Here is a 21,084-nt window from a genome sequence, read left to right as displayed (position 1 = left end):
ATGGGGTATTTGCGGCGGAATCATTTAAACGTATGTTCCTCTCCGGGGAACCCCCCGCTCTCCACTTCCTCCTTGTACTGCCGGATGGCCGACAAGGCTTCCTCTCCGAGATGGGCATACCGCTTGATGAACTTGGGTACAAAACGCTCAAAGAGTCCGAGAAGGTCATGCAGGACAAGCACCTGTCCGTCACAGTGGACCCCTGCGCCGATCCCAATGGTCGGAATGGAAATCTCCTGGGTAATCTTTTTTGCAATCTCACCGGGGATACACTCCAGGACCACGGAAAAAGCTCCGGCTTCTTCCACGGATGCTGCGTCTTTCAAGAGCCGGTCCATCTCTTTTTGAACCTTGAACCCGCCCATTTTGTGCACGGACTGCGGGGTCAGCCCGATATGGGCCATGACCGGTATATCCGCGGCTGAAATGGCCTCGATGGTCTTCCGGACCGAGGCGCCTCCTTCAAGTTTCACGGCCTGCGCCCCCGCCTCCTTGAGAAACCGGCCCGCATTGGAAACCGCTTCCTCACAGCTCACCTGATAGGACATAAACGGCATGTCCCCCACCACCAATGCATTCCGGGTCGCCCGGACGACCATCTCCGTATGGTAGACCATCTGGTCCATGGTCACGGGCAGGGTGTTCTCTTTGCCCTGCACCACCACGCCCAGGGAATCACCGACCAGGATCATGTCGATCCCGGCCTGGTCCACCAGAGCGGCAAAGGGGAAGTCATAGGCCGTCAGCATGGTGATTTTCTTCCCCTCGGCCTTCTTCTTTTTGAGATCCGTGATGGTGATTCGAGGCATCCTATTCATTCCTTTATTTAATTTTGGTTCTTCTCCCATATAGTGGGTAAAAAGGGTTCGAGGATTCCAGGGTTCAAGGGGTCAAGTGTTTGTTTTTCAGTGATTTTATCAATGTAGTGTTTCAGCACTTCACTTGACCCCTGGAATCCTTGACCCCTTGACCCCTGATGTTTTCACCCACTCTTTTGGAGATGAACCTTAATTTTTGATTTATTCCTATGCCAGCCCCGCCCTCTTCACGATCTCCGGCACGAGATGTTCCTTGCCGATGGCCATGATATGGACGCCGTCGCACTGGTCCCTCACTGCCTTGATGAATTCGCACATGATGTCGATCCCGGTATCGATGGCCTTTTCCTTGCCGGCCGCCTTCATCCGGTCGATCAGGTTCTGAGGCACGGAAACGCCGGGCACAAACTTGTTCATGTAATTGGCCATCCCGGCGGAGGTCAGAAGCACCAACCCGGCCATGATCTTGGTGTCGAATTGCCGTGCGAACTTCATGAAGTCAAGAAAGTTCTCGATATCGTAGACCGCCTGGGTCTGAAAGAATTTCGCCCCGGCCCGTATCTTTTTTTCAAACTTCATAAGCTGCGGCTCAATGGGTCTGGACTCGGGGGTGACCACCGCTCCGGGAAACAATGACGTTGCGCCTTTCAGGTCATTGCCCGCCATGTCCTTTCCGTTATTCAGGGCCTCCACGGCCTGAAGAATCTGCACGGACTCCAGATCGAAAACCGGTTTGGCGTCCTTGTGGTCCCCGGCCTGGACCCCGTCACCGGTCAGGCAGAGGACGTTCCGGATGCCGAGGATATGGGCGCCCAGGAGATCGCTTTGGATGGCCAGGCGGTTCCGATCACGGCCCGTAATTTGGAAAACCGGATCGTGCCCCATGTCGACCAGGAGCTTGCAGACCGGAAGGGACCCGATCCGCATGACTGAACTCTGGTTGTCGGTGACGTTGATGCCGTTGACATAGCCGAGCATGCCCTCGGCATGATGAAGCATCTCGGAGATGTCCGTGCCTTTTGGGGGGCCGCATTCACCGGTCACGACAAACTCTCCAGCTTCGAACGCCGCTCTGACGGTTTTCTTCTTGCCCAATGGCTCTCCTCCTCTATAATATTAATATTTTGGGTTCTTCTCCCATATAGTGGGTAAAAAGGGTTCGAGGATTCCAGGGTTCAAGGATTCAAGTGAAATACTTAAATGCAAGCAAAATCTCCAGAGGAAAACACTGGAACCCTTGACCCATGATGTTTTTAGCACTTCACTCGACCCCTTGAATCCTTGGCCCCTCGGACCCTCAAGTCTTGAAAATCACTTCACTTGACCCCTGGAATCCTTGACCCCTTGACCCCTGATGTTTTCACCCACTCTTTTGGAGATGAACCAGATTTTGTTTCAGCCTCTCATTTCCAGGGATAGAAACTTATCCACAAATTATCCCTTCGCCTCTTCTTTGGCCTTGCGTTTGGCCTCTTTCTCTTCCATCTTTTTCTTATTCGTGGGGTTCAGGTGTGTCATCGGCTTCAGGTGCGCCGACCACTTCTTGGCCTTCAACGGTTCTTTCAGGTTATCCAGACGGTTCTGTTTTTCGAGCCGCTCATAGGCCAGAACCCAGGCGCATGGCGTGTCGTTTCCGATCTCGCACATGCCGTTGTTCACCCCGCCGCAGGGCCCGTTCAGGATCCCCTTATAGCAGCGTGTGATCGGGCAGACGGCCCCGAACTTGTCGATGCGGCACTCGCCGCAGGCGGAGCAAAACTCCACGTGCTGGCCGAACCGCTCGGTATTACCCAGAAACAGGGAATTGTTCAGGGGGAATACGATCTTGTCTTCATAGACCGTTCCCACGGACTGGACGCCGGCCCCGCAGGACATAACGCCGATTCCGTCCGCTTCCTCGATCTCCTTGGCGTGCTCTTTCAAATGGCTTTTCATATCCGGGATGTGACAGCTCGTGTCCGGAATCGTCATACCCGTCACCTCAATCCCCTCGGCCGCCAGCATCTCCTTCATACGGTTCAGGTCAATCTCCCCGCCGGCTTCGCAGACCGTCGCACAGTCCCCGCATCCGACGAGGAAGATTTTCTTTATCCCCTTGAGCATTTCAAGAATGAGCTCTTTGGATTTTGTCTCTTGTACTATCATAAGCCGCTGCTCCTTTGCCCCGTTAGAGAAACCGTATCTCAAACGGAGTCTACACCATCCCTTGAAGATGGTGGTAGAAAATCACCATCACCGGTTGTTAGGGAACACCATGTTCTCTAACGGGGGTTTTTTCTTCTTATAGATTGCCGCTCTTCATCAGTTCCAGCATCTCCACCCGGGTTCGCTCATTGGCCTCAAAAATCCCTCGGACCGCCGAGGTCACGGTCTTTGCCCCGGCCTTCTTCACCCCCCTCATGGAGACACAGAGCTGTTCCGCCTCAATCACCACCATGGCCCCTCTGGGTTCCAGGCTCTCCACAATCAGATCCGCAAGCTGGGTGGTCAGCCTCTCCTGCATCTGGAGTCTCCGGGCCAGGAGTTCAAGCGCCCGGGCCAAGGCCGAAAAGCCCACGATCTTCCCCTCTCCGGGGATATAGGCGATATGGGCCTTGCCGTAAAATGGGAGAAGATGGTGCTCACAGATCGAATAAAACGGGATATCCTTGATCATCACCATCTCCTTGTGCGCCTCACCGTCAATAGGCCTGATGATCTTGGAAAGATCCGCCGAGAGCCCTTCCAGGATCTCTTCGTACAGATCAGCCACCCGCCTCGGCGTATCCTTCAAACCGGGACGGTCCGGGTCCTCGCCCACGCCTTCGAGAATCAGCCTTACCCCTTTTGAGATCTTCGCCTTATCCATCCCGCTCACCCATGGCTGATCGTCACCGAGGGATTGATCCTACCCGGCAGATCCATGGTTTCTGAATACAAATTTATTTAAAACGATCCTGACGATGGATCTTTTCAGTATGCCGAGAAGATCTCGCCGTTGGCTGTTTCGTGCAGGACAATTTCAGTAAAACACTGTTTTATTCTTTCAACCTATGAGCAATTAAAAGTATCAATTCAGGCCATCCTTGTCAAGAAAATAAATATTCAATTGCGAATATATAAATCTTATAACTCCATAAATAATTAAGAAACAATGCCCCTACCCAACCCCTGCCCCAGACTTCGATAGTTCCGGCGCATCAGAGGAAAGGCCGTGACAGACTAAGTGGCCCTATTCGTAAATACGGTGGCATTCGAGTGCCGTAGGGCGGTCGAGTCAAAGTTCCGCACCTTGCGGTGTACCAGAGGGGTACGCGCTGAGTCGCGTGCCTTGATGCGCCCGCCCTACAACCCTCTCGGTACGTCACCCTATTTACGAACAGGACCACTAAGGTGGGATTTAACCCTGGGGATCCGAAGGGCCATGGACCGGAACCCGGTCCTTCTTAGGACCGGTCCTCAGTGAGCGGATGGTAAAGAGGAGGAGAAAAACCGCAGCCGCCAGAAGGACAATGGTGGCCCCGGAGGCGGTATTGAACCGGTAGGAGACAAGGAGCCCGCCCAGGGCCGAGACAAGCCCGACGATGACTGAGACGATGAGAACCGACTTGTAATGGGAACTCACCTCGTAGGCCGCCGCGGCCGGGATCACCAGAAGGGCCGAAACCAGGATGATGCCGACCACCTTCATGGAGATCACGATGGTCACGGCCATGAGCGTGAGGAGATAATAATAGAGGAAGGCCACCGGCACACCGTTCACCTGTGCCGATTCTTCGTCAAAACTGATGTACAGCAGTTCTTTGAAGAAGTAAAATACGGTCCCGAGGACAAACAGGCTGAGGGCCGCCACGATCCAGAGGTCCGTTGAGGTGACCGCGAGGATATTCCCGAAGAGATAGCCGAAAAGGTCTACGGTATACCCTCTGGAAAGCCCGATGATCACGATCCCCAATGCCATGGCCGCGGCATAAAAGATTCCGATGGTCGTATCCTCGTTAAGCCTCCCCCTGCGGCTCACGATCCCGATCATCCAAGCGGTCAGCACGGAGAAGATCACGGCCGAAAGGGTCGGGTCGATGCCGAAGAGGATCCCGATGGCCACGCCCCCGAAGGCTGCATGCGAGATCCCCACGCCGATGAAGGAGAGCCGGTTGACCAGGACAAAAAAGGAGATCACCGAGCAGGTGATGCTGACCAGGATCCCGGCTGCGAGAGCCTTCTGCATGAAACCGTAGGCAAGGATTTCAGTCACGATGCCCTCCGATCATCCGGTGGGGGATCCTGCCGTGCATGACCGCTTCGACCTCAGTCCCGTAGAGCTTCTTGAATACCTCGCTTTTCAGGATATCCTCCGGCCTTCCGTGGAGATGCAACGTCCGGTTCAGGCAGGCCACGGCATCGCAGTGGATGGGGACCACCCCGATATCGTGGGTAGTCATGATGACGGTCAGGGCGTACTCCTTGCGGAGCTGCTGCAGAAGCCGGTAGAAACTGTCCTGTGCGGCGAGATCAACCGCGGCCACAGGCTCGTCCAGGATCAGGACCCTGGGTTCGGCGCAAAGCGACCGCGCGATAAAGACACGCTGTTTCTCCCCTCCGGAAAGGCTCCCGATCTGCTGGCCTGATAGATGAATCATCCCTACCTTATCGAGGCAGGCCATGGCCATGTCACGGTCATATTTTTTCGGACGGCGCCCGATCCCGATCTTCCCGTACCTCCCCATGATCACCGTGTCCAGGACCGAGACCGGAAAACGCCTGTCTATGTTGATCTGCTGGGGGACATACCCCATGATCCAGGAGCGGCTTTCTCCGGTCCCGAGAGGGACCCCCTGGATCAAGACCTCTCCCCGATCCGGACGGATGAGTCCGAGGATCGCCCTCAAGAGCGTGGTCTTTCCCCCGCCGTTGGGCCCGATCAGTCCGGTGAAGGACTGCTCCTCGACCTTCAGGTTCACCCCCTGAAGCACCGGGTAACCATTGATCTCCACATCCAGGTTCCGGGTCTCTACCATGACCTGCCGGTCTGTTCCCATTAAAAAATCCTCCAATCACGGCCCCCCGAAAGCCTGCTGCATGATTGCAAGGTTATAGCGCATCAGCTTGAGATAGGTGGACCGGTCCTCGTGTTCAGGGGATCCGATCGGATCCAGCAGAAAGACCCGGCCCCCGACCTCGGAGGCGACCACATCAGCCGTCTTGGGGTTCAACTGCGGTTCGGCGAATATCACCTTCACGCCTGACGCCTTGACACCCTGCACGATCTTCATGAGTTCGCCGGGCGCCGGCTCCCTCCCCGGGGAGGTTTCGATCACGCCGGCCTCGACCAGGCCATACCGTTTTGCAAAGTAGGTCCAGGAGGGGTGGAAGGAAATGAAGGCATTGACCCTGAAGCTTTTGACCCGGTTCCTGATCTCAAGATTGAGGACCTTGAGCTGATTGAGATAGGTTTCAGTATTTTTTTCATATTCGGCCTGGTGCGCCGGATCTATCTTCACCAGGGCCTCTTTGATCCTTTTCACCTGTTCCATGGCCAGAACCGGGTCCAGCCAGATATGAGGATTCCCGGCCGGGCGCCCATGCCCGGTTTCGGTCTCCTCAATGACCTCCATTCCTTGGGATGTATCAACCTCGGCAAGGCCGGGGGCGGCGCCGGCATGAGCCAGGTTACCTGCCCAGAACTCAAACCCGAGACCGATCTTGACGAAGAGCCGGGCATCCTGCAGCCGGGCAAGGTCTCTGGGCGCCGGGGAATAGACATGAGGGCTTGCAGCCGGAGGGAGAAGGGTCAGGACCTCGACCCTCTCTCCGCCCACGTTCCGGACGAAATCCGAGAGGGGAAAAATGCTGGCCACCACCTTGATCCGGTCATGGGGGCCGGAGACCCTATCGGGTTCCTCACATCCGGTCAGGCAGAGGGAGATCAGCGCCAAACTACAAAGCATGGATCGGATATTCAGAGATCTATTCATGGCTGTCTCTCCCCGGCCGTGTCCGTCTGGAAAAGAGCAATGCATCATGGACGGCAAGGCGGCCGGCTGCCGCCGCGGGAAAGCGGCTCCGGAACGAGTTGATCAAGGCAACCTCCATCCATGGGGGATCAGTGTACACAATTCCACCTGAAAATAAAATACTTTTCACCAACCAAGGGGAGCTCTGAGAAAAAATAAAAAAGGAGTGGTGAATGGACGTTCACCAGCTCCTGATCATCCTGGAGCGGGAAACGGGATTCGAACCCGCGACCTTCAGCTTGGGAAGCTGACACTCTACCACTGAGTTATTCCCGCTCTTATATTTTGTTATATTGTATTGACCCTCATGGCAAAGTCAAGCGATTTCTCACCGGTCTACATGATCTTTCAGATCGGCGGAAGTCCGGATCGATACCCATTCCTCACACCGATTTCTTCCCGATCAGGAGCGTGGAATCCATACAGAGGGTTTGGGCACGGATACCCGAAAAGCCTGCTTCCTTGAGAAAGGCCTCCCCTTGATCGAGACGGTAGTTCCTCCCTCCCTCTGTGTTGAGCAGCATGTTCAGGGAGAAGAGCGCTCCCCAAAGGGGATGCGTGCCGGTTTCATCCGTGAAAAAATCGTTGATGAGGAGGGTCCCGCCGGGCCTGAGAAGGACATAGACCTTCCTTAAGAGATCTAAAACGACCTCCGGAGGATAGATATGGATGACATTGGAAAGCAGCGCCGGATGGTAATGATCCTTTTTGAACGAGAGCTCAAGAAAATCTCCGGGGATGAAGGTCACCCGGTCGAGAAGGCCCTGCTTCCCGGCAAGCCGCCGGGTGATCGGAATGACATCTTCTGCATCCACGGCTGTGGCCTGAACGCCGGGATAGGTTTGAAGAAATTTTCTGAAATAGGTTCCGGGGCCGCACCCGAGATCGAGGATCTCTTCATTCCCCTGCAGCGGAAAGCGCCTCACCAGTTCTTCGGCCACGGTCGAGGCCAGGGACTCCATGGCCGCCATAAAATTCCCGGTATTCTCTTTTATCTCTGCGTCGGTAAGATCGGAATCCGGCGCCAGGGGCTTCCCGGTACGCACGGACGTTTCCAGTCTCATCCACTTGGCCTGAAGGTGTTCCATGTGCGCTATGGATGCACTCAGGTCTTTCTCCCCTTCAGAAGTCAGGCAGGGCCTGAACGCTTCAGGAACGGCGTATCCCTGTTCGGTCTTTCTCAGCAGCCCGAGTGCGATGAGCGGCAGCAGGAGCCGCTCCAGTGCGTCAGGAGTCACGCCCAGCCTGGGGCATAGAACCTGCAGCGGAACGGTCCGATCTCCGATCTCCTTGAACACGTTCAGCCGCAGGGCGACAAACAGGGCCTGGGATCTCCAGTAGGCGGTGCTGATCTCTTTGATTCTTTCCGCAGGGTTGAATCCGGATGGGGTCATAAGATGCTCCAAAATAAGGAAAACGCCTGATTGTCCACCTAATCTTCTTACGTCACGATTTTCTTTTTATCGGAGTATAGCACTTGCTCATTTTTATGTCATCTGCTGCTTCTTGATTGACAACGGCCCCCATTTTTATGTAAATAGATTATCCATCCATTGATGAATCCATGAGGACGGAATATGCTATGAAAGAAAAGGAAGCCGAAAGGGCCTGGGATCTTCTAAAGAAGACGGCCGCCGAATACAAACCCGAATGGAAGGATGGGATCCTGGAGCACGCAAGAATCGTCCACGATGCCTCTTTGTTCCTGGCCCGTCTTTTCCCTGGGACGGCCCATGTGGACTTCGACATCCTAACATTAGGCGCCATCCTCCACGACGTGGGACGGAGCCGGGCATCCCGTATTGTGGAGCACGGAGTCAAGAGCGGAGAGATCATCCGTGAGCATGGCTTTCCCGAGGCCGCGGCCAGAATCGGCGAGACCCATATAGGCGTGGGCATCGCCAAGGAAGAAACAGCGGCCCTGGGTCTTCCGCACCGGGATTTTATCCCCAATACCTTGGAGGAACGGATCGTCTGCTACGTGGACAATCTTCTCTTTTACATCCCCGGTGAAGACCGTCATGAGTTACGGGATACGGATGCGGTGGTCAAGCGTTTTACCCGAGAGCTTGGAGAGTCCTACGGCCGGCGTTCCAGGGAGTTCATGGAGAAAATCGAACACGAGGTCGGCCCCCGGGGCTTCAAACAATTTCAGAAATACATCAACGAATTCAATCGAGAGCTGGCCGGCAGATCGGGGAAAAACAGGGGAAAAGAATGAACGGCTGCCTCTTTTGCGAAATCGTCTCCGGTAACCGGCAGGCGGAACGTGTTTATGAAGATGAGCATTGCCTGGCCTTTCGGGACGTCAATCCACAGGCCCCCGTACATCTCCTGATCATTCCCAGGGTCCATCTTAAATCCTTAAACGAGATTGATGCTGCGCCGGATGGACTGTTACACCACCTGATGAGGGCCGCACATGAGATCGCCAAACGGCTCAAGCTGGATCAGAAAGGCTACCGGCTCGTGATCAACACCGGCCCTCACGGCGGGCAGACCGTGTTCCACCTTCATATCCATCTGCTGGGCGGGCGGCCCATGCATTGGCCGCCCGGGTAATATGAAGATTGACGGTCATCAAAAGCCGCATCCCCCAAAGGTTCCATCATTGAAGCAGTCATCAAACAGCGTTCTACTCTTGTTTGTTCAATAATGATTATTAATAATTATATATCTTAATACGTTTATAAGAATTACAAATGTATGGTTTTAATGTTTTATCTTGATTCCTGTTTTTGATCGTATTAGTATTTTAATTCCTATCCGGGATCTCTTATAAAATTGTCTCGTTCCGGGTAGACGAGAGGTCCCTATAATATTTTCTAAAGATTGGATAAGAACTATTAATTTTACTTTCTATAGTTATTAGAAGATATTAATATTCTAATTTTAGAAACTATTTTTCTCTTTCGGATTTTTATGACGCTCTCGCTTACCTCAAATCGCTCATTCAAACTCTGTTCCTGCACAGGAACGGCTCACAACTATGCAACAGACCGATCAAACCGTGAAGGGAGGTGGAACGACAAACAAAGAGGAGAAAGAGAACGCTTCTGTTTAATGTTTAATAAGGAAAGGATTTAGTCATCCTAATTTAACGTTTTTAAGGAGGGATTAAAGATGCCAAGTTACGTAATGACAGAAAAATGCGACGGTTGTAAAGGGCAGGATAAGACTGCATGTATGTATATTTGCCCGAATGACCTGATGTTCCTGGACAAGGAAAGGATGAAGGCCTACAATCAGGAGCCTACTTATTGCTGGGAGTGCTACTGTTGTGTAAAGATATGTCCCCAGCAGGCTATGGATGTAAGGGGTTATGCAGACTTTATGCCCCTCGGCGCCTCATCAACTCCCCTGAGAGGGACAGAGGACATCATGTGGACGATCACCTACAGGGATGGAAGGATCAAGAGATTCAAGTATCCGATAAGGACTACACCAGAGGGTTCCATAAAGGCGCTTGAGGGGTATCCTGAGGCAAAGGTGGCGGACTTAAACAGTCAATTGCTGTTTTCAGAGCCGGATATGCTGGGAGTAAAAGAGCTCCCGACAAAAAAATAAATAAAAAAGGAGAGAAAACATGAAAGAATTTGCAACAGAGGTTGTTAATACCGATATATTGATACTCGGTGGAGGGATGGGAGGCTGCGGCGCTGTAGTAGAGGCTTCCTACTGGGCGAAGGCAGCGGGGTTAAAGGTAACCTGGGTAGATAAGGCCGCTGTGGACAGGAGCGGTCCTGTTGCCATGGGACTTTCTGCCATTAATACCTATATGGGATTGGATGGAAAGGTCACACATGATCAGCACACACCCGAAGATTTTGTGAAATATGTGACGAATGACCAGATGGGGTTAACAAGGCAGGACATCGTCTATGATGTCGCAAGGCACGTGGATTCCTCTGTCAAGAGTTTTGATAAATGGGGTCTTCCCATATGGAAGGATGAGGCAGGGAATTATGCTAAATCAGGCGCATGGCAGATAGCAATATCAGGCGAGAGCTACAAGATCATCGTGGCAGAGGCGGCAAAGAACGCATTAGGCGCCCTCGGTGATAAGGGTCAGCTCATTGAGAGGGTCTATATTACGCACCTGCTTAATGATGAGAAAGAGACCGACAAGGTCTGCGGCGCGGTGGGCTTCAGCGTCAGGGAAGACAAATTCTACGTGTTTAAGGCAAAAGCGGTTTACTGCGGTTTGGGCGGCGCGGTCCATGTATTCAGGCCCAGGTCTCAGGGTGAAGGCTTCGGGAGGTCCTGGATGCCGCCGTGGCTTGGAGGTTCAACTTATTCACTCATTTTACAGGCAGGCGGTGAGCTTACACAGATGGATGTGCCGTTTATCCCTCCAAGGTTCAAGGATGCCTATGGACCCGTCGGGACCTTCTTCCTTCTCTTTAAGACGCCTGCAACGGATGTTTATGGGGATCCATATGTTTTTGCATACAAATCAGAGACAGATAAGTGGGCGCCATATTCAAAGGTAAAGCCCTGTCCGACTCCTGTGAGAAACTATGAGATGATCCTCGCAACCAAGGCCGGTAAGTCGCCCTTGCTCATGCATACGGAAAAGGTAACGGAGAGGATAAAAAAGGAGGTCACAGACCCGAAGGCGCAGAAAAAAGAGCTTAAAAAGTATGAACAGGAATCCTGGGAGGACTTCCTGGATATGACGATTGCAGGCGCAACCCTCTGGGCTTCGCTGAATATTGACCCATTGGAAAAACCTTCGGAGCTTCAGTTGGGAGACCCCTGCTTTATCGGTTCACATGCCGCCTCTTGCGGCGCCTGGGTCCGCGGCGCTGATGACCTGATGCCCAAGGAATACGCTGATGCATTCCCTGAGCAGTATAACCTAATGACTACGGTCAAGGGTCTATTTACAGCAGGCTGCGGCGTAGGCGCATCTGCGCATAAGTTCTCAAGCGGTTCACATGCGCAGGGAAGGATTGCAGCAAAGTCAGCAGTGAAGTACGCCTATGACCATAAGGGCTACACGCCTACTGTATCTGATGACACGATAAAGAAACTCAAGGAAATCGTATTTAAGCCGGTTGCCCTCTATGAGGAGAAGAAGGGATACACAACAAGCGCAGAAGTGAATCCAAACTATATCTCAGCGCACAGTTTCTTATTCAGGCTGCAGAAGATCATGGGTGAATATGCAGGGAGCTGGGAGACCAGTTATGAGACAACCGACAAGATGCTTGAGACAGCCGTCTGGAAATTGGGTTTCCTGGAAGAAGACGTAGAGAAGCTTGGTGTTAATACTGCGAAGAACAATCATGAGCTGATGAGGGCCTGGGAGGCTGTCCACAGGATGTATGTCGGCCTGGCATGCGTGAAAACAAGGCTTGCCAGAAAAGAGTCAAGATGGCCCGGATATTACCACAAGTTGGACTTCCCGGACTTGGATGAAAGCAAGAAACACTTTATCAATGTGAAGTATGATGCAGCTAAAAAGGAATGGAAGACCATCGAAAGACCGATGATTCCTATCGTTTAATCGTTTAATTAAATAGTAGACCATGAGATGATGTATGGAGGGGCGACCTTTCAGGCCGCCCCTCCAAAAATTTAGAACGGAACAATCGTGCCGATAAGTCGGCACATAAGGAAAACGAAAGTATATTATTATCAATTCCAATGCCGTCATTGTCCGACTTGATCGGACAATCCAGACGCCGTCCCCCGATTTAATCGGGGAATGACATAAGATAATTGTCACCCTGGACTTCAGGGTCTTGAGATTCCGAAACAAGTTCGGAATGACACCTTTTGTCTTGTCATGCTGAACTTGTTTCAGCATCTCATTATTTAAGGCGTTAATTTATAGAGAATAGTTTATGAATAAAAAATATACTGAAAATCAACGAAAGCTCTCTCTAAATGACAGATTCAAATTTTCATGTCATAAAGGGCTTTCTTGTTTTAACACCTGCTGTAATGATGTCAATATCTTTCTTACACCCTATGATGTCCTGAGGATGAGAAAGATGGTCTGGCTGTCCTCTGGAGAATTCTTAAAAAGATATACGGTTGCGCTCTTAGGAGATGAGGGGCTGCCTCTTGTTGTGCTTAAGATGATGGAGGATGAGAATAAGAGTTGTCCTTTTGTTACCGAGGATGGTTGTAGTATTTATCAGGACAGGCCATGGTCCTGCAGGATGTATCCTGTCTTCCCTGCTTCTTCTAAAGAAGAAGAATTTTTAATAGAGGAGAAGCCCTCATGTCTTGGATTTTCCGCCAAAGGCAGTTCAGCCTCTGGAGGAGAAGATGAAAGACAATGGACAGCAGGGGAGTGGAAGAAGGCTCAGGGGATCGGCATCTATGACAAAATGAATGAAGCCTATCGAGAGATTACCTTTCATGATTATTTCCAGAATAATAAGCTTGATTCAGGAAAGGCAAAGCTGCTTTATAGGGCCTGTTATGACCTTGGTGAATTCAAGAGATTCCTTTTTGGAACCAGGTTTTTTGATATATATGATGTAGAGAAAGAGGTTATCGAAAAGATCAAGGAAGATGAGGAAGAACTCTTGAATTTTGGTTATAGATGGGTAAGATTTACTCTGTTTAACGAGGAAATCTTTAAACTCAAAGATAAGGAAATGGATAAGCTATTGAAGTCAAAACCCACATGCCGATAAGTCGGCACATCTGTCATTCCCCGACCCCCGATTAAGACATTCGAGGGCATGCTTGATCGGGGAATCCAGAAAAAAGCGGAACTGGATTCTCTGGTCAAGCCAGAGAATGACATTTTCGGGACAAAGGATTAAACCATGTTTTTGAGTAGAAGGCTTGTAGAACCTATTAAGCGCACACTGAATTCCAAATTCAAATTCGGGTGTTATAAAAGTATCGCCTGTTTCAGCAAATGCTGCAGCCGTGCGGATGTGCTTCTTACGCCTTATGACATCGTAAGGATGAAAAATAGATTGGGAATTTCATCAGGAGAGTTCCTGGATAGATACACATACACCCATACTGATGAAAAGACCTCACATCCTTACGCAGTGCTTAAGATGACGGATGATGAAGGGAAATGTCCCTTTGTTACGGATGAAGGCTGTAGTATCTATGAAGACCGTCCTTCCAACTGCCGATATTATCCGGTTGGCCAGGGGCTTATGATGATAAGCGGCTCAAAGGAAGGGCCGGCAAATGAAGAATTCTACTTTTTTGTAAGAGACCCTAATTGCCTCGGTTATCAGGAGGAAAAGGAGTGGACCATCGAGACCTGGAGGATCGACCAGGGGGTTGAGCTCTATGATGAGATGAACAGGGAATGGAAAGAGATCCAGTTAAGGAGAAATGCCTCCGGGCAGCCCCAACTCGACTCGAAGAAACAGGGCATGCTTTACATGGCAAGTTATGATATAGACAGATTCAAGAAATTTATCTTTGAGAGCAGGTTTCTCGATTCTTTTGATATGGATAAAGAAGAGGTCGAGAAGATGAAAACCGACGAGATCGCGCTGATGAAATTCGGATTCAAATACCTGAAATATATCCTGATGCTTGAGGAGACATTAAAGGTAAAAAAGAATGAATCATTTCCCAAAAAGTTTGTAAAATCATAAGGGTTCAAGGGGAGAAGAACCTATCATTATTGATGGAGGAGTAGTATGGCAGAGGAAAAAAGAATACTGGTCGTGGGCGGAGGAATCAGCGGGATGACCACGGCCATTGAAGCGGCCGAAGCCGGCTACAAGACAGTCATTGTCGAGAAAAACCCCTATCTGGGCGGACGGGTGGCCCAGATGAACAAATACTTCCCCAAGCTCTGCCCGCCTTACTGCGGCATGGAGATCAACTTCCGGCGGATCCGCCCCAATCGAAACATCAGATATTACACGCTGGCACAGGTGGACAAGGTGACCGGCGGTGACGGCAGCTATCAGGTGAGCGTCAAGGTTCAGCCCCGTTATGTGAACGCCAAGTGCACGGCCTGCGGCAAGTGCGTAGAGGCCTGCCCGGTGGAGCGTCTCAACGACTTCAACCTCGGCATGGACAAGACCAAGGCGATCTACCTCCCCCACGAGATGGCCTTCCCCATGCGGTACGTGATCGATATGAGCGTTTGCAAGGGAAAGGCCTGCGCAAAATGCGTCGCAGCCTGCGCCTACAACGCCATTGACCTGGAGATGAAACCCGAGACCGTGGACCTGAATGTCGGGGCCATGGTCCTCGCCACCGGATGGAACCCTTATGATGCCGCGAAGATCGACAATCTCGAATTCGGCAAATACAAAAACGTCGTCACCAACGTGATGATGGAGCGTCTGGCCGCTCCCAACGGTCCGACCGGCGGCAAGATCCAGAGACCTTCGGACGGCAAAGCGCCCGAATCCATCGCCTTTGTCCAGTGCGCGGGTTCCAGGGATGAGAACCACATGGCCCACTGCTCTTCAATCTGCTGCCTCGCGACCTTCAAGCATATCGCCTACCTCCACGAACTCAATCCGAACGCACAGGCTTATATGTTCTATATCGATCTTCGGGCCCAAGGAAAGTACGAAAAGTTCGTGCAGACCGTGTCCGCCCAGCCGAACACCACGCTGATCAAAGGCAAGGTCGCAAAGATCACAGAAGACCCGGCAACCGGCAAGCTTACGGTGACGGCCGAGAACGCCGTGACCGGGGAGAAGGTGCACCAGACCGTGGACCTGGTCGTTCTCGCCACGGGCATGGATCCGACGGCAAGAGAAGGGAGACTTCCCGTTGCAGTCGAACAGGACATAAGCGGTTTTATCGTCTCTAACGGGACGGGGATCATTTCTACGGGCGTCGCCAGGAAGCCCACGGACGTGGCCTCCTGCACACAGGACGCCACCGGGGCCGCGCTCAAGGCGATTCAAAGCATCGTAAGGAGATAACGAGATGGAGAAGAAACTTGGGGTTTACATCTGCACCGGCTGTGAGATCGGGTCATCCCTCAATATCGAGGCGATGAACAAGGTCGCGACCCAAGAGCACAAGGCGCCGGTATGCAGGAATCACGCGGCATTCTGCAGCGACGAAGGGGCGCAAATCATCAAGGATGACATCGAGAAGGAAGGGGTGAACACCGTGGTCATCGCGGCCTGCTCGCCCAGGATGATGACCGATGTCTTCGATTTCGGGCCGGGGCTGATTCAGGAGAGGGTCAATCTTCGCGAACAGGTGGTCTGGTCTCAGCCGGCCAATCATGAAGATACCCAGATGATGGCCGAGGACTATATCCGGATGGGGATCGCCAAGGCCAAAAAGATGGAGCTTGCAGAGCCGCACATCGAACCCATTGACCGGACCATCCTGGTCGTCGGCGGCGGAATCACCGGCATGAAGGCCGCCCTGGAGGCCTCATGGACCAACCATAAGGTCGTGCTCGTGGAGAAGACCGAGCGTCTCGGCGGCTTCGCAAGAAAGCTGTACAAGCAGTTCCCCAAATCCGGCGCCTTTGACAAACTTCAGGATCCGGAGTACAGCTCGCTGATTCAACAGATAGAGGCGGATAAGAATATCGAGGTGATCCTTTCCTCCACCATGGAGAACATCTCCGGGCAGCCCGGGCTCTACACGGCCGCCATTAAGAAACAAAGCGGCGAAACCTTGGAAAGGAAAATCGGGGCCATTATCCTAGCCGCGGGCTTCCGCCCGTATGAGGCCGAAAAACTCGGCCGCCTCGGTTACGGTCTGAGCCCCAACGTCATCACCAACGTCCAGATGGAGGAGATCGCTTCCAAGAACAACGGAAAGATCCTGCGGCCGTCGGACGGAAAGACGGCCAGAAACGTGGTTTTCATCCAATGCGCCGGATCCCGGGATCCCGATCATCTCCCCTACTGCTCTTCGGTCTGCTGCATGACCTCCCTGAAACAGGCCGAGTACGTCCGTCTGAGCGATCCCCATGCCACGGCCACGATCCTCTACAAGGATATGCGGACCCCGGGCCAGTACGAACATTACTACAAAAAGGCCCAAGCCGACGACGGGATTTTCCTGACCAAGGGAGAGGTGGTCTCGGTCGGAAGCGGCCAGGGCGGGAATCTTACCGTCGAGGTGGACAATACCCTGCTCGGCCGGAAGATCACCGTGGAGGCCGACCTCCTGGTGCTTGCCACGGGGATGAAGCCCGCCACGGCGCTAACCATGAATCCGGAAGAGGTGGCCCAGGCCGTCCAGGAAGCGAAAAAGGCCCAGGAGTCCGGCACGCTGGGAAAGCCGTTCCGGGAAGAGGACGTGGGGAAACCTTCGATCCTGAATCTAAACTATCGGCGCGGCGGAGAACTCCCCCATCTGATTTACGGCTTCCCGGATTCCCACTATATTTGTTTTCCCTACGAGACCCAACGGACCGGCATCTATGCGGCGGGAACGGTACGCGCCCCGCTGGACACGGAGGCCTGTCAGACCGATGCAACCGGCGCCGTGCTCAAGGCCATCCAGTGCCTGGAGTTGACCTCCCAGGGCAAGGCGGTCCACCCGAGAGCCGGAGATCAGACCTTCCCCGAATTCTTCCTCCAGCGCTGCACTCAGTGCAAGCGCTGTACCGAAGAATGCCCCTTCGGCGTCCTCGATGAGGACGAAAAGGGAACGCCCAAACCCAACCCGTACCGCTGCCGGCGCTGCGGCGTTTGCATGGGGGCCTGCCCGGAGAGGCTCATCTCCTTCAAGGACTATAGTGTGGATATCATCTCCTCCATGATCAAGGCCGTCGAGGTTCCGGAACCGGATGATGAAAAGCCGCGCGTCCTCTGCTTCATCTGCGAGAACGACGCCTTCCCGGCTGTGGATATGGCCGGGCTGAAGAGGCTTCAGTACAATTCCTCGGTCCGGTTCATCCCTCTGCGGTGCCTCGGGAGCACCAACCTGGTCTGGATCGCGGATTCGCTTTCGAGAGGCATGGACGGGATCATCCTGATCGGCTGCAAGCACGGGGATGACTACCAATGCCACTTCATCAAGGGGAGCGAGCTGGCGAATTACAGGCTCGAGAAGGTCCAGGAGACGCTGGACCGGCTTCATCTCGAATCCGACAGGATCCAGGTCCATCAGCTCTCCATCAATGAATACGACAAGATCCCGGAGATCGTCAACTCCATGATGGAGACCATTGACAAAGTGGGATTCAATCCCTTCAAGGGATTCTAAAAGAATAACATCAGGAGGCGCGAAGACAATGGCAGATACGACCGTGGTCAAACCGGACCTGAGTTTTATCAGGGAGCTTAAAGCGGCTGGCGGTGACACCTTGAAGCAGTGCTATCAGTGCGCGACCTGCTCGGTGGTCTGTCCGCAATCACCCGACAACAAACCCTTCCCGCGTAAAGAGATGATCTGGGCAGGGTGGGGCCTCAAAGACAGGCTCGTCTCCGATCCCGACATCTGGCTCTGCCACCACTGCGGAGACTGCACCTCCTACTGCCCTCGAGGCGCCAAGCCCGGCGAGGTTTTGGGCGCGATCCGCAAGCAGGCGATCCAGCATTATGCCCCGGTGCAATTTCTCGCCAAAGCGGTCAACAACAAGGATTCGCTTTTGACGGTCCTCGCCATCCCCGTGGTCATCCTAACTGTTGCCATGCTCATCACTCCGGCCCTCAACAGGGCCCTTCCCGAATCGCTCATGCACGTCGGGGCTTTTGGGAACTTTATCAACACCTGGCTGGTCGATCTGACCTTCACCTCCGCGGCGCTCTTCGCTGTCTGGTCCGCCTACAAGGGGATCACCGGCATGTGGGCCGACATGAAGGCCGGTTCCTTGCCCCCCGCTGCAGGAAGTATCGGGGCAGGCATCACGGCTGTGGTCAAAGAAATCCTGGCACACTCCAAATTCAAAGAATGCGGGGTCAACAAAGCTCGGGCGACAGCGCATATGCTCACGTTCTACGCATTCATCGGCCTGGCCGTCACCACCACCATTGGTTTCATCGTCATGTATTTTACCGGGGAAGAATCGGTCCCGGGCCGGATGCTCTTCATTATGATGAAATTCATCGGCAACATCAGCGCTGTCGTCCTCCTTGCAGGAGCGGGGCTTCTGATCATGAACCGCCGCGCCAAGGATGAGAAATCCGGACGGGGGAGCTATTTCGACTGGTTGTTTCTCAACATCGTACTGCTGGTCGGACTCACGGGACTCCTGGCACAGATTCTCCGTTACGTGGGCGCCGACATCCACAACCCGAATCTACCGGCCAAGGCCGTTTATTTTGTTCATCTGGTTTGCGTGTTTTATCTGTTTGCCTATGCCCCTTATTCCAAGTTCGCCCATCTCTTTTACAGAACCACGGCGCTGGTCTTTGCAAAGATGAGCGGCAGGTAGCAGGCACCTTGGAAAATGATGATAACCGGCGGACGTTTAGATAACGGCCGCCTTTTGGATAACAAAATTCTGACTGCCGGGGTTGGCTGAACCAATCCGGCGGCCAAGAGTGTTTTGAAAGCACATCGTCTTAGAGGAGGTAAAACATGTCCAAATTGGTTCAACCGCATGGCGGGAAAGGTTTAAAACCCCTTCTGATCAAGGGTAAAGAGCTCGATGAGGCCAAGAAAAAGGCCAAATCGCTGACACAGGTCCGGACGGTCTCCCGGGAGACCGGAGATCTCATCATGCTCGGCATCGGCGGCTTCACCCCGCTCGACGGATTCATGACCAAGGCCGATTGGAAAGGGGTCTGCGAAAATTACAAGATGGCAAACGGCCTCTTCTGGCCCATTCCCATCACCCTTTCCACCAACAAAGGTCAAGCCGATTCCATCAAAGAGGGAGAAGAGATCGCCCTGGTGGATGAAGAGTCCGGGGAACTCATGGGCTCCATGGTCGTGAAAGAAAAATATGAGATGACCAAGAAGGACAAGGAGTTCGAATGCAAGCACGTCTTTAAAACCACGGACATGGAGCATCCGGGCGTGGCCAAGGTCATGGAACAGGGAGACGTCAATCTGGCCGGCCCGGTCAAGGTCTTCAGTGAAGGCGAATTCCCAAAAAAATATCCGGGCATCTACATGTCCCCGGCCGAGACCCGAAAGATCTTCGAGGATAAGGGATGGAGCACGGTAGCGGCATTTCAGACCCGGAATCCCATGCACCGGTCCCACGAATACCTGGCCAAGATCGCCATCGAAGTCTGCGACGGGGTTCTCATCCATCAACTGCTCGGCAAACTGAAAGCCGGTGATATTCCCGCCGATGTCCGGAGCAAGGCCATCGGAACCTTGATTGAAAAATATTTTGTCAAGGACACGGTCATCCAGGCCGGGTATCCGCTGGATATGCGGTATGCAGGGCCGCGTGAGGCGCTTCTCCATGCCCTGTTCCGTCAGAATTACGGATGCAGCCACCTGATCGTCGGACGTGACCATGCCGGCGTGGGCGACTACTACGGCCCCTTCGATGCCCATCATATCTTTGACGAGATCCCCAAGGATGCGCTGGAGACCAAACCCTTGAAAATCGACTGGACCTTCTACTGCAAGAAGTGCGACGGCATGGCCTCCATGAGAACCTGCTGCCACGGCAAGGAAGACCGCATGCTCCTTTCCGGCACCAAGCTCCGGAAGATGCTTTCCGAAGGTGAAGAGGTCCCGGATCATTTCAGCCGGCCCGAGGTTCTTAAAATCCTCCGAGAGTACTATGCCGGCCTGACTGATAAGGTCGAGATCAAGCTGCATAAGGCGGCCACGGGCGAATAACGAATCCTGGTTTTAATGAATAAAAAAGGGATGCGGTTCTTACCGCATCCCTTTTTTAATGGGGAGTCTATAGGATTCTCGGCGATGACTATCTTATAGCTCAAGTTCTTTCCTCATATCTTCAAAGGTATTTTTCAAAACTGTTGGGCGTCCCAACTCGTTGGGGGTCAGATAAACCGTTTGGTTATATTTTCTCTTTGTATTCCCTGAAGCCGGCAACCAATTGCCGGAAAGAGGTGGGTTTGTATTTCTCAAAGCTCTCTTCGTCCACGTAAACAAAGTCATAGGTCACATTCGACTGCACCCGGTTGATGTCCTCGCACCATTGCCGCAGCCGTGCCATCTTCAGCGGCACATCCAGGTCTTCCTGCCCCTTCGTTTCGACAATGACAAGCCGCTTATCGGACAGCTTGACCATAAAATCCGGATAGTAGTTGGAAATGTCGCCGTCCGCGTTCACGTAATCCAACTTGAAATGCACCGCCAGGTAGTTTTTGGCATAAGAAATCACATCGTCGTCGGCGCAGTCTTCCAGGAAGCGGGCGAACAGCAGTTCAAACCGGCTGTCCCCGATGATGCGGTTAAAG

General features: G+C 53.0%; 18 protein-coding genes, 1 tRNA gene and 1 pseudogene. 10 read left to right on the top strand and 10 right to left on the bottom strand.

All coding sequences use genetic code 11. From position 1 onward, the window contains the following. Positions 1 to 20: 20 nt before the first annotated feature. The 9 genes from AUK29_07390 to AUK29_07350 form a co-directional block, all read right to left on the bottom strand. Positions 21 to 818, bottom strand: a complete 798-nt coding sequence (locus AUK29_07390; GenBank protein OIP62993.1) for a 3-methyl-2-oxobutanoate hydroxymethyltransferase — start codon at positions 816 to 818, stop codon at positions 21 to 23. Positions 819 to 1,025: 207 nt separating this feature from the next. Beyond that, positions 1,026 to 1,913 (bottom strand): 5,10-methylenetetrahydrofolate reductase, encoded by an 888-nt coding sequence (locus AUK29_07385; GenBank protein ID OIP62978.1) that lies wholly within the window; start codon positions 1,911 to 1,913, stop codon positions 1,026 to 1,028. Positions 1,914 to 2,252: 339 nt separating this feature from the next. Beyond that, positions 2,253 to 2,963 (bottom strand): hypothetical protein, encoded by a 711-nt coding sequence (locus AUK29_07380; protein OIP62977.1) that lies wholly within the window; start codon positions 2,961 to 2,963, stop codon positions 2,253 to 2,255. A gap of 136 nt (positions 2,964 to 3,099) precedes the next feature. Further along, the gene (locus AUK29_07375; GenBank protein ID OIP62976.1) at positions 3,100 to 3,675 is read right to left on the bottom strand and encodes a GTP cyclohydrolase I FolE; all 576 of its coding nucleotides are present in this window, start codon (positions 3,673 to 3,675) and stop codon (positions 3,100 to 3,102) included. Positions 3,676 to 4,197: 522 nt separating this feature from the next. After that, positions 4,198 to 5,052, bottom strand: coding sequence for an ABC transporter (locus AUK29_07370; protein ID OIP62975.1), 855 nt, complete (start codon positions 5,050 to 5,052; stop codon positions 4,198 to 4,200). Beyond that, positions 5,045 to 5,815 (bottom strand): hypothetical protein, encoded by a 771-nt coding sequence (locus AUK29_07365; GenBank protein ID OIP62992.1) that lies wholly within the window; start codon positions 5,813 to 5,815, stop codon positions 5,045 to 5,047. The genes AUK29_07370 and AUK29_07365 overlap by 8 nt, the downstream gene beginning before the upstream one ends. A 36-nt stretch (positions 5,816 to 5,851) precedes the next feature. Then, positions 5,852 to 6,733 (bottom strand): hypothetical protein, encoded by an 882-nt coding sequence (locus AUK29_07360; GenBank protein OIP62974.1) that lies wholly within the window; start codon positions 6,731 to 6,733, stop codon positions 5,852 to 5,854. Positions 6,734 to 7,012: 279 nt separating this feature from the next. Next, positions 7,013 to 7,087: transfer RNA gene (locus AUK29_07355), tRNA-Gly, on the bottom strand. A 107-nt stretch (positions 7,088 to 7,194) separates the two neighbouring features. Next, positions 7,195 to 8,205: a hypothetical protein gene (locus AUK29_07350; GenBank protein OIP62973.1), complete on the bottom strand. Its 1,011-nt coding sequence runs from the start codon at positions 8,203 to 8,205 to the stop codon at positions 7,195 to 7,197. Positions 8,206 to 8,393: 188 nt separating this feature from the next. Here AUK29_07350 and AUK29_07345 point away from each other — a divergent pair, with 188 nt between their 5' ends. The 10 genes from AUK29_07345 to AUK29_07300 all read left to right on the top strand — a co-directional run bounded on the left by AUK29_07345 (position 8,394) and on the right by AUK29_07300 (position 20,497). Then, positions 8,394 to 9,032 (top strand): hypothetical protein, encoded by a 639-nt coding sequence (locus AUK29_07345; protein OIP62972.1) that lies wholly within the window; start codon positions 8,394 to 8,396, stop codon positions 9,030 to 9,032. Then, on the top strand, positions 9,029 to 9,373 hold the full coding sequence (locus AUK29_07340; protein ID OIP62971.1) for a histidine triad nucleotide-binding protein: 345 nt from the start codon (positions 9,029 to 9,031) through the stop codon (positions 9,371 to 9,373). The genes AUK29_07345 and AUK29_07340 overlap by 4 nt, the downstream gene beginning before the upstream one ends. Positions 9,374 to 9,934: 561 nt before the next feature. Then, on the top strand, positions 9,935 to 10,378 hold the full coding sequence (locus tag AUK29_07335; protein ID OIP62970.1) for an adenylyl-sulfate reductase subunit beta: 444 nt from the start codon (positions 9,935 to 9,937) through the stop codon (positions 10,376 to 10,378). Between the two features lie 19 nt (positions 10,379 to 10,397). Continuing rightward, positions 10,398 to 12,323, top strand: a complete 1,926-nt coding sequence (locus AUK29_07330) for an adenylyl-sulfate reductase subunit alpha (protein ID OIP62969.1) — start codon at positions 10,398 to 10,400, stop codon at positions 12,321 to 12,323. Positions 12,324 to 12,663: 340 nt separating this feature from the next. Continuing rightward, entirely contained in the window at positions 12,664 to 13,467 is an 804-nt protein-coding gene (locus tag AUK29_07325) for a hypothetical protein (GenBank protein ID OIP62968.1), read from the top strand. A gap of 135 nt (positions 13,468 to 13,602) precedes the next feature. After that, the gene (locus AUK29_07320; GenBank protein ID OIP62967.1) at positions 13,603 to 14,403 is read left to right on the top strand and encodes a zinc/iron-chelating domain-containing protein; all 801 of its coding nucleotides are present in this window, start codon (positions 13,603 to 13,605) and stop codon (positions 14,401 to 14,403) included. Positions 14,404 to 14,448: 45 nt separating this feature from the next. Continuing rightward, the gene (locus AUK29_07315) at positions 14,449 to 15,699 is read left to right on the top strand and encodes a heterodisulfide reductase subunit A (protein OIP62966.1); all 1,251 of its coding nucleotides are present in this window, start codon (positions 14,449 to 14,451) and stop codon (positions 15,697 to 15,699) included. A gap of 4 nt (positions 15,700 to 15,703) precedes the next feature. Next, complete coding sequence (locus AUK29_07310) at positions 15,704 to 17,956, top strand: heterodisulfide reductase subunit A (protein ID OIP62965.1); 2,253 nt, start codon at positions 15,704 to 15,706, stop codon at positions 17,954 to 17,956. A 28-nt stretch (positions 17,957 to 17,984) separates the two neighbouring features. Beyond that, positions 17,985 to 19,127, top strand: coding sequence for a hypothetical protein (locus AUK29_07305; GenBank protein ID OIP62964.1), 1,143 nt, complete (start codon positions 17,985 to 17,987; stop codon positions 19,125 to 19,127). A gap of 146 nt (positions 19,128 to 19,273) precedes the next feature. Then, complete coding sequence (locus tag AUK29_07300) at positions 19,274 to 20,497, top strand: sulfate adenylyltransferase (GenBank protein ID OIP62963.1); 1,224 nt, start codon at positions 19,274 to 19,276, stop codon at positions 20,495 to 20,497. A gap of 184 nt (positions 20,498 to 20,681) precedes the next feature. Here AUK29_07300 and AUK29_07295 read toward each other — a convergent pair. Then, a pseudogene (locus AUK29_07295) lies at positions 20,682 to 21,084 on the bottom strand (hypothetical protein).

This window comes from Nitrospirae bacterium CG2_30_53_67 (assembly GCA_001873285.1).
GTDB lineage: Bacteria > CG2-30-53-67 > CG2-30-53-67 > CG2-30-53-67 > CG2-30-53-67 > CG2-30-53-67.
This window is presented reverse-complemented; position numbering and strand designations above follow the sequence as displayed.

Excerpts from the sequence above, each read along its gene's own strand:
- AUK29_07320 (OIP62967.1), top strand. The coding sequence starts at position 13,603 with ATGTTTTTGAGTAGAAGGCTTGTAGAACCTATTAAGCGCACACTGAAT.
- AUK29_07390 (OIP62993.1), bottom strand. The coding sequence starts at position 818 with ATGAATAGGATGCCTCGAATCACCATCACGGATCTCAAAAAGAAGAAG.
- AUK29_07365 (OIP62992.1), bottom strand. The coding sequence starts at position 5,815 with ATGGTAGAGACCCGGAACCTGGATGTGGAGATCAATGGTTACCCGGTG.
- AUK29_07315 (OIP62966.1), top strand. The coding sequence starts at position 14,449 with ATGGCAGAGGAAAAAAGAATACTGGTCGTGGGCGGAGGAATCAGCGGG.
- AUK29_07350 (OIP62973.1), bottom strand. The coding sequence starts at position 8,205 with ATGACCCCATCCGGATTCAACCCTGCGGAAAGAATCAAAGAGATCAGC.
- AUK29_07325 (OIP62968.1), top strand. The coding sequence starts at position 12,664 with ATGAATAAAAAATATACTGAAAATCAACGAAAGCTCTCTCTAAATGAC.
- AUK29_07335 (OIP62970.1), top strand. The coding sequence starts at position 9,935 with ATGCCAAGTTACGTAATGACAGAAAAATGCGACGGTTGTAAAGGGCAG.
- AUK29_07330 (OIP62969.1), top strand. The coding sequence starts at position 10,398 with ATGAAAGAATTTGCAACAGAGGTTGTTAATACCGATATATTGATACTC.
- AUK29_07345 (OIP62972.1), top strand. The coding sequence starts at position 8,394 with ATGAAAGAAAAGGAAGCCGAAAGGGCCTGGGATCTTCTAAAGAAGACG.
- AUK29_07380 (OIP62977.1), bottom strand. The coding sequence starts at position 2,963 with ATGATAGTACAAGAGACAAAATCCAAAGAGCTCATTCTTGAAATGCTC.
- AUK29_07310 (OIP62965.1), top strand. The coding sequence starts at position 15,704 with ATGGAGAAGAAACTTGGGGTTTACATCTGCACCGGCTGTGAGATCGGG.
- AUK29_07340 (OIP62971.1), top strand. The coding sequence starts at position 9,029 with ATGAACGGCTGCCTCTTTTGCGAAATCGTCTCCGGTAACCGGCAGGCG.
- AUK29_07305 (OIP62964.1), top strand. The coding sequence starts at position 17,985 with ATGGCAGATACGACCGTGGTCAAACCGGACCTGAGTTTTATCAGGGAG.
- AUK29_07300 (OIP62963.1), top strand. The coding sequence starts at position 19,274 with ATGTCCAAATTGGTTCAACCGCATGGCGGGAAAGGTTTAAAACCCCTT.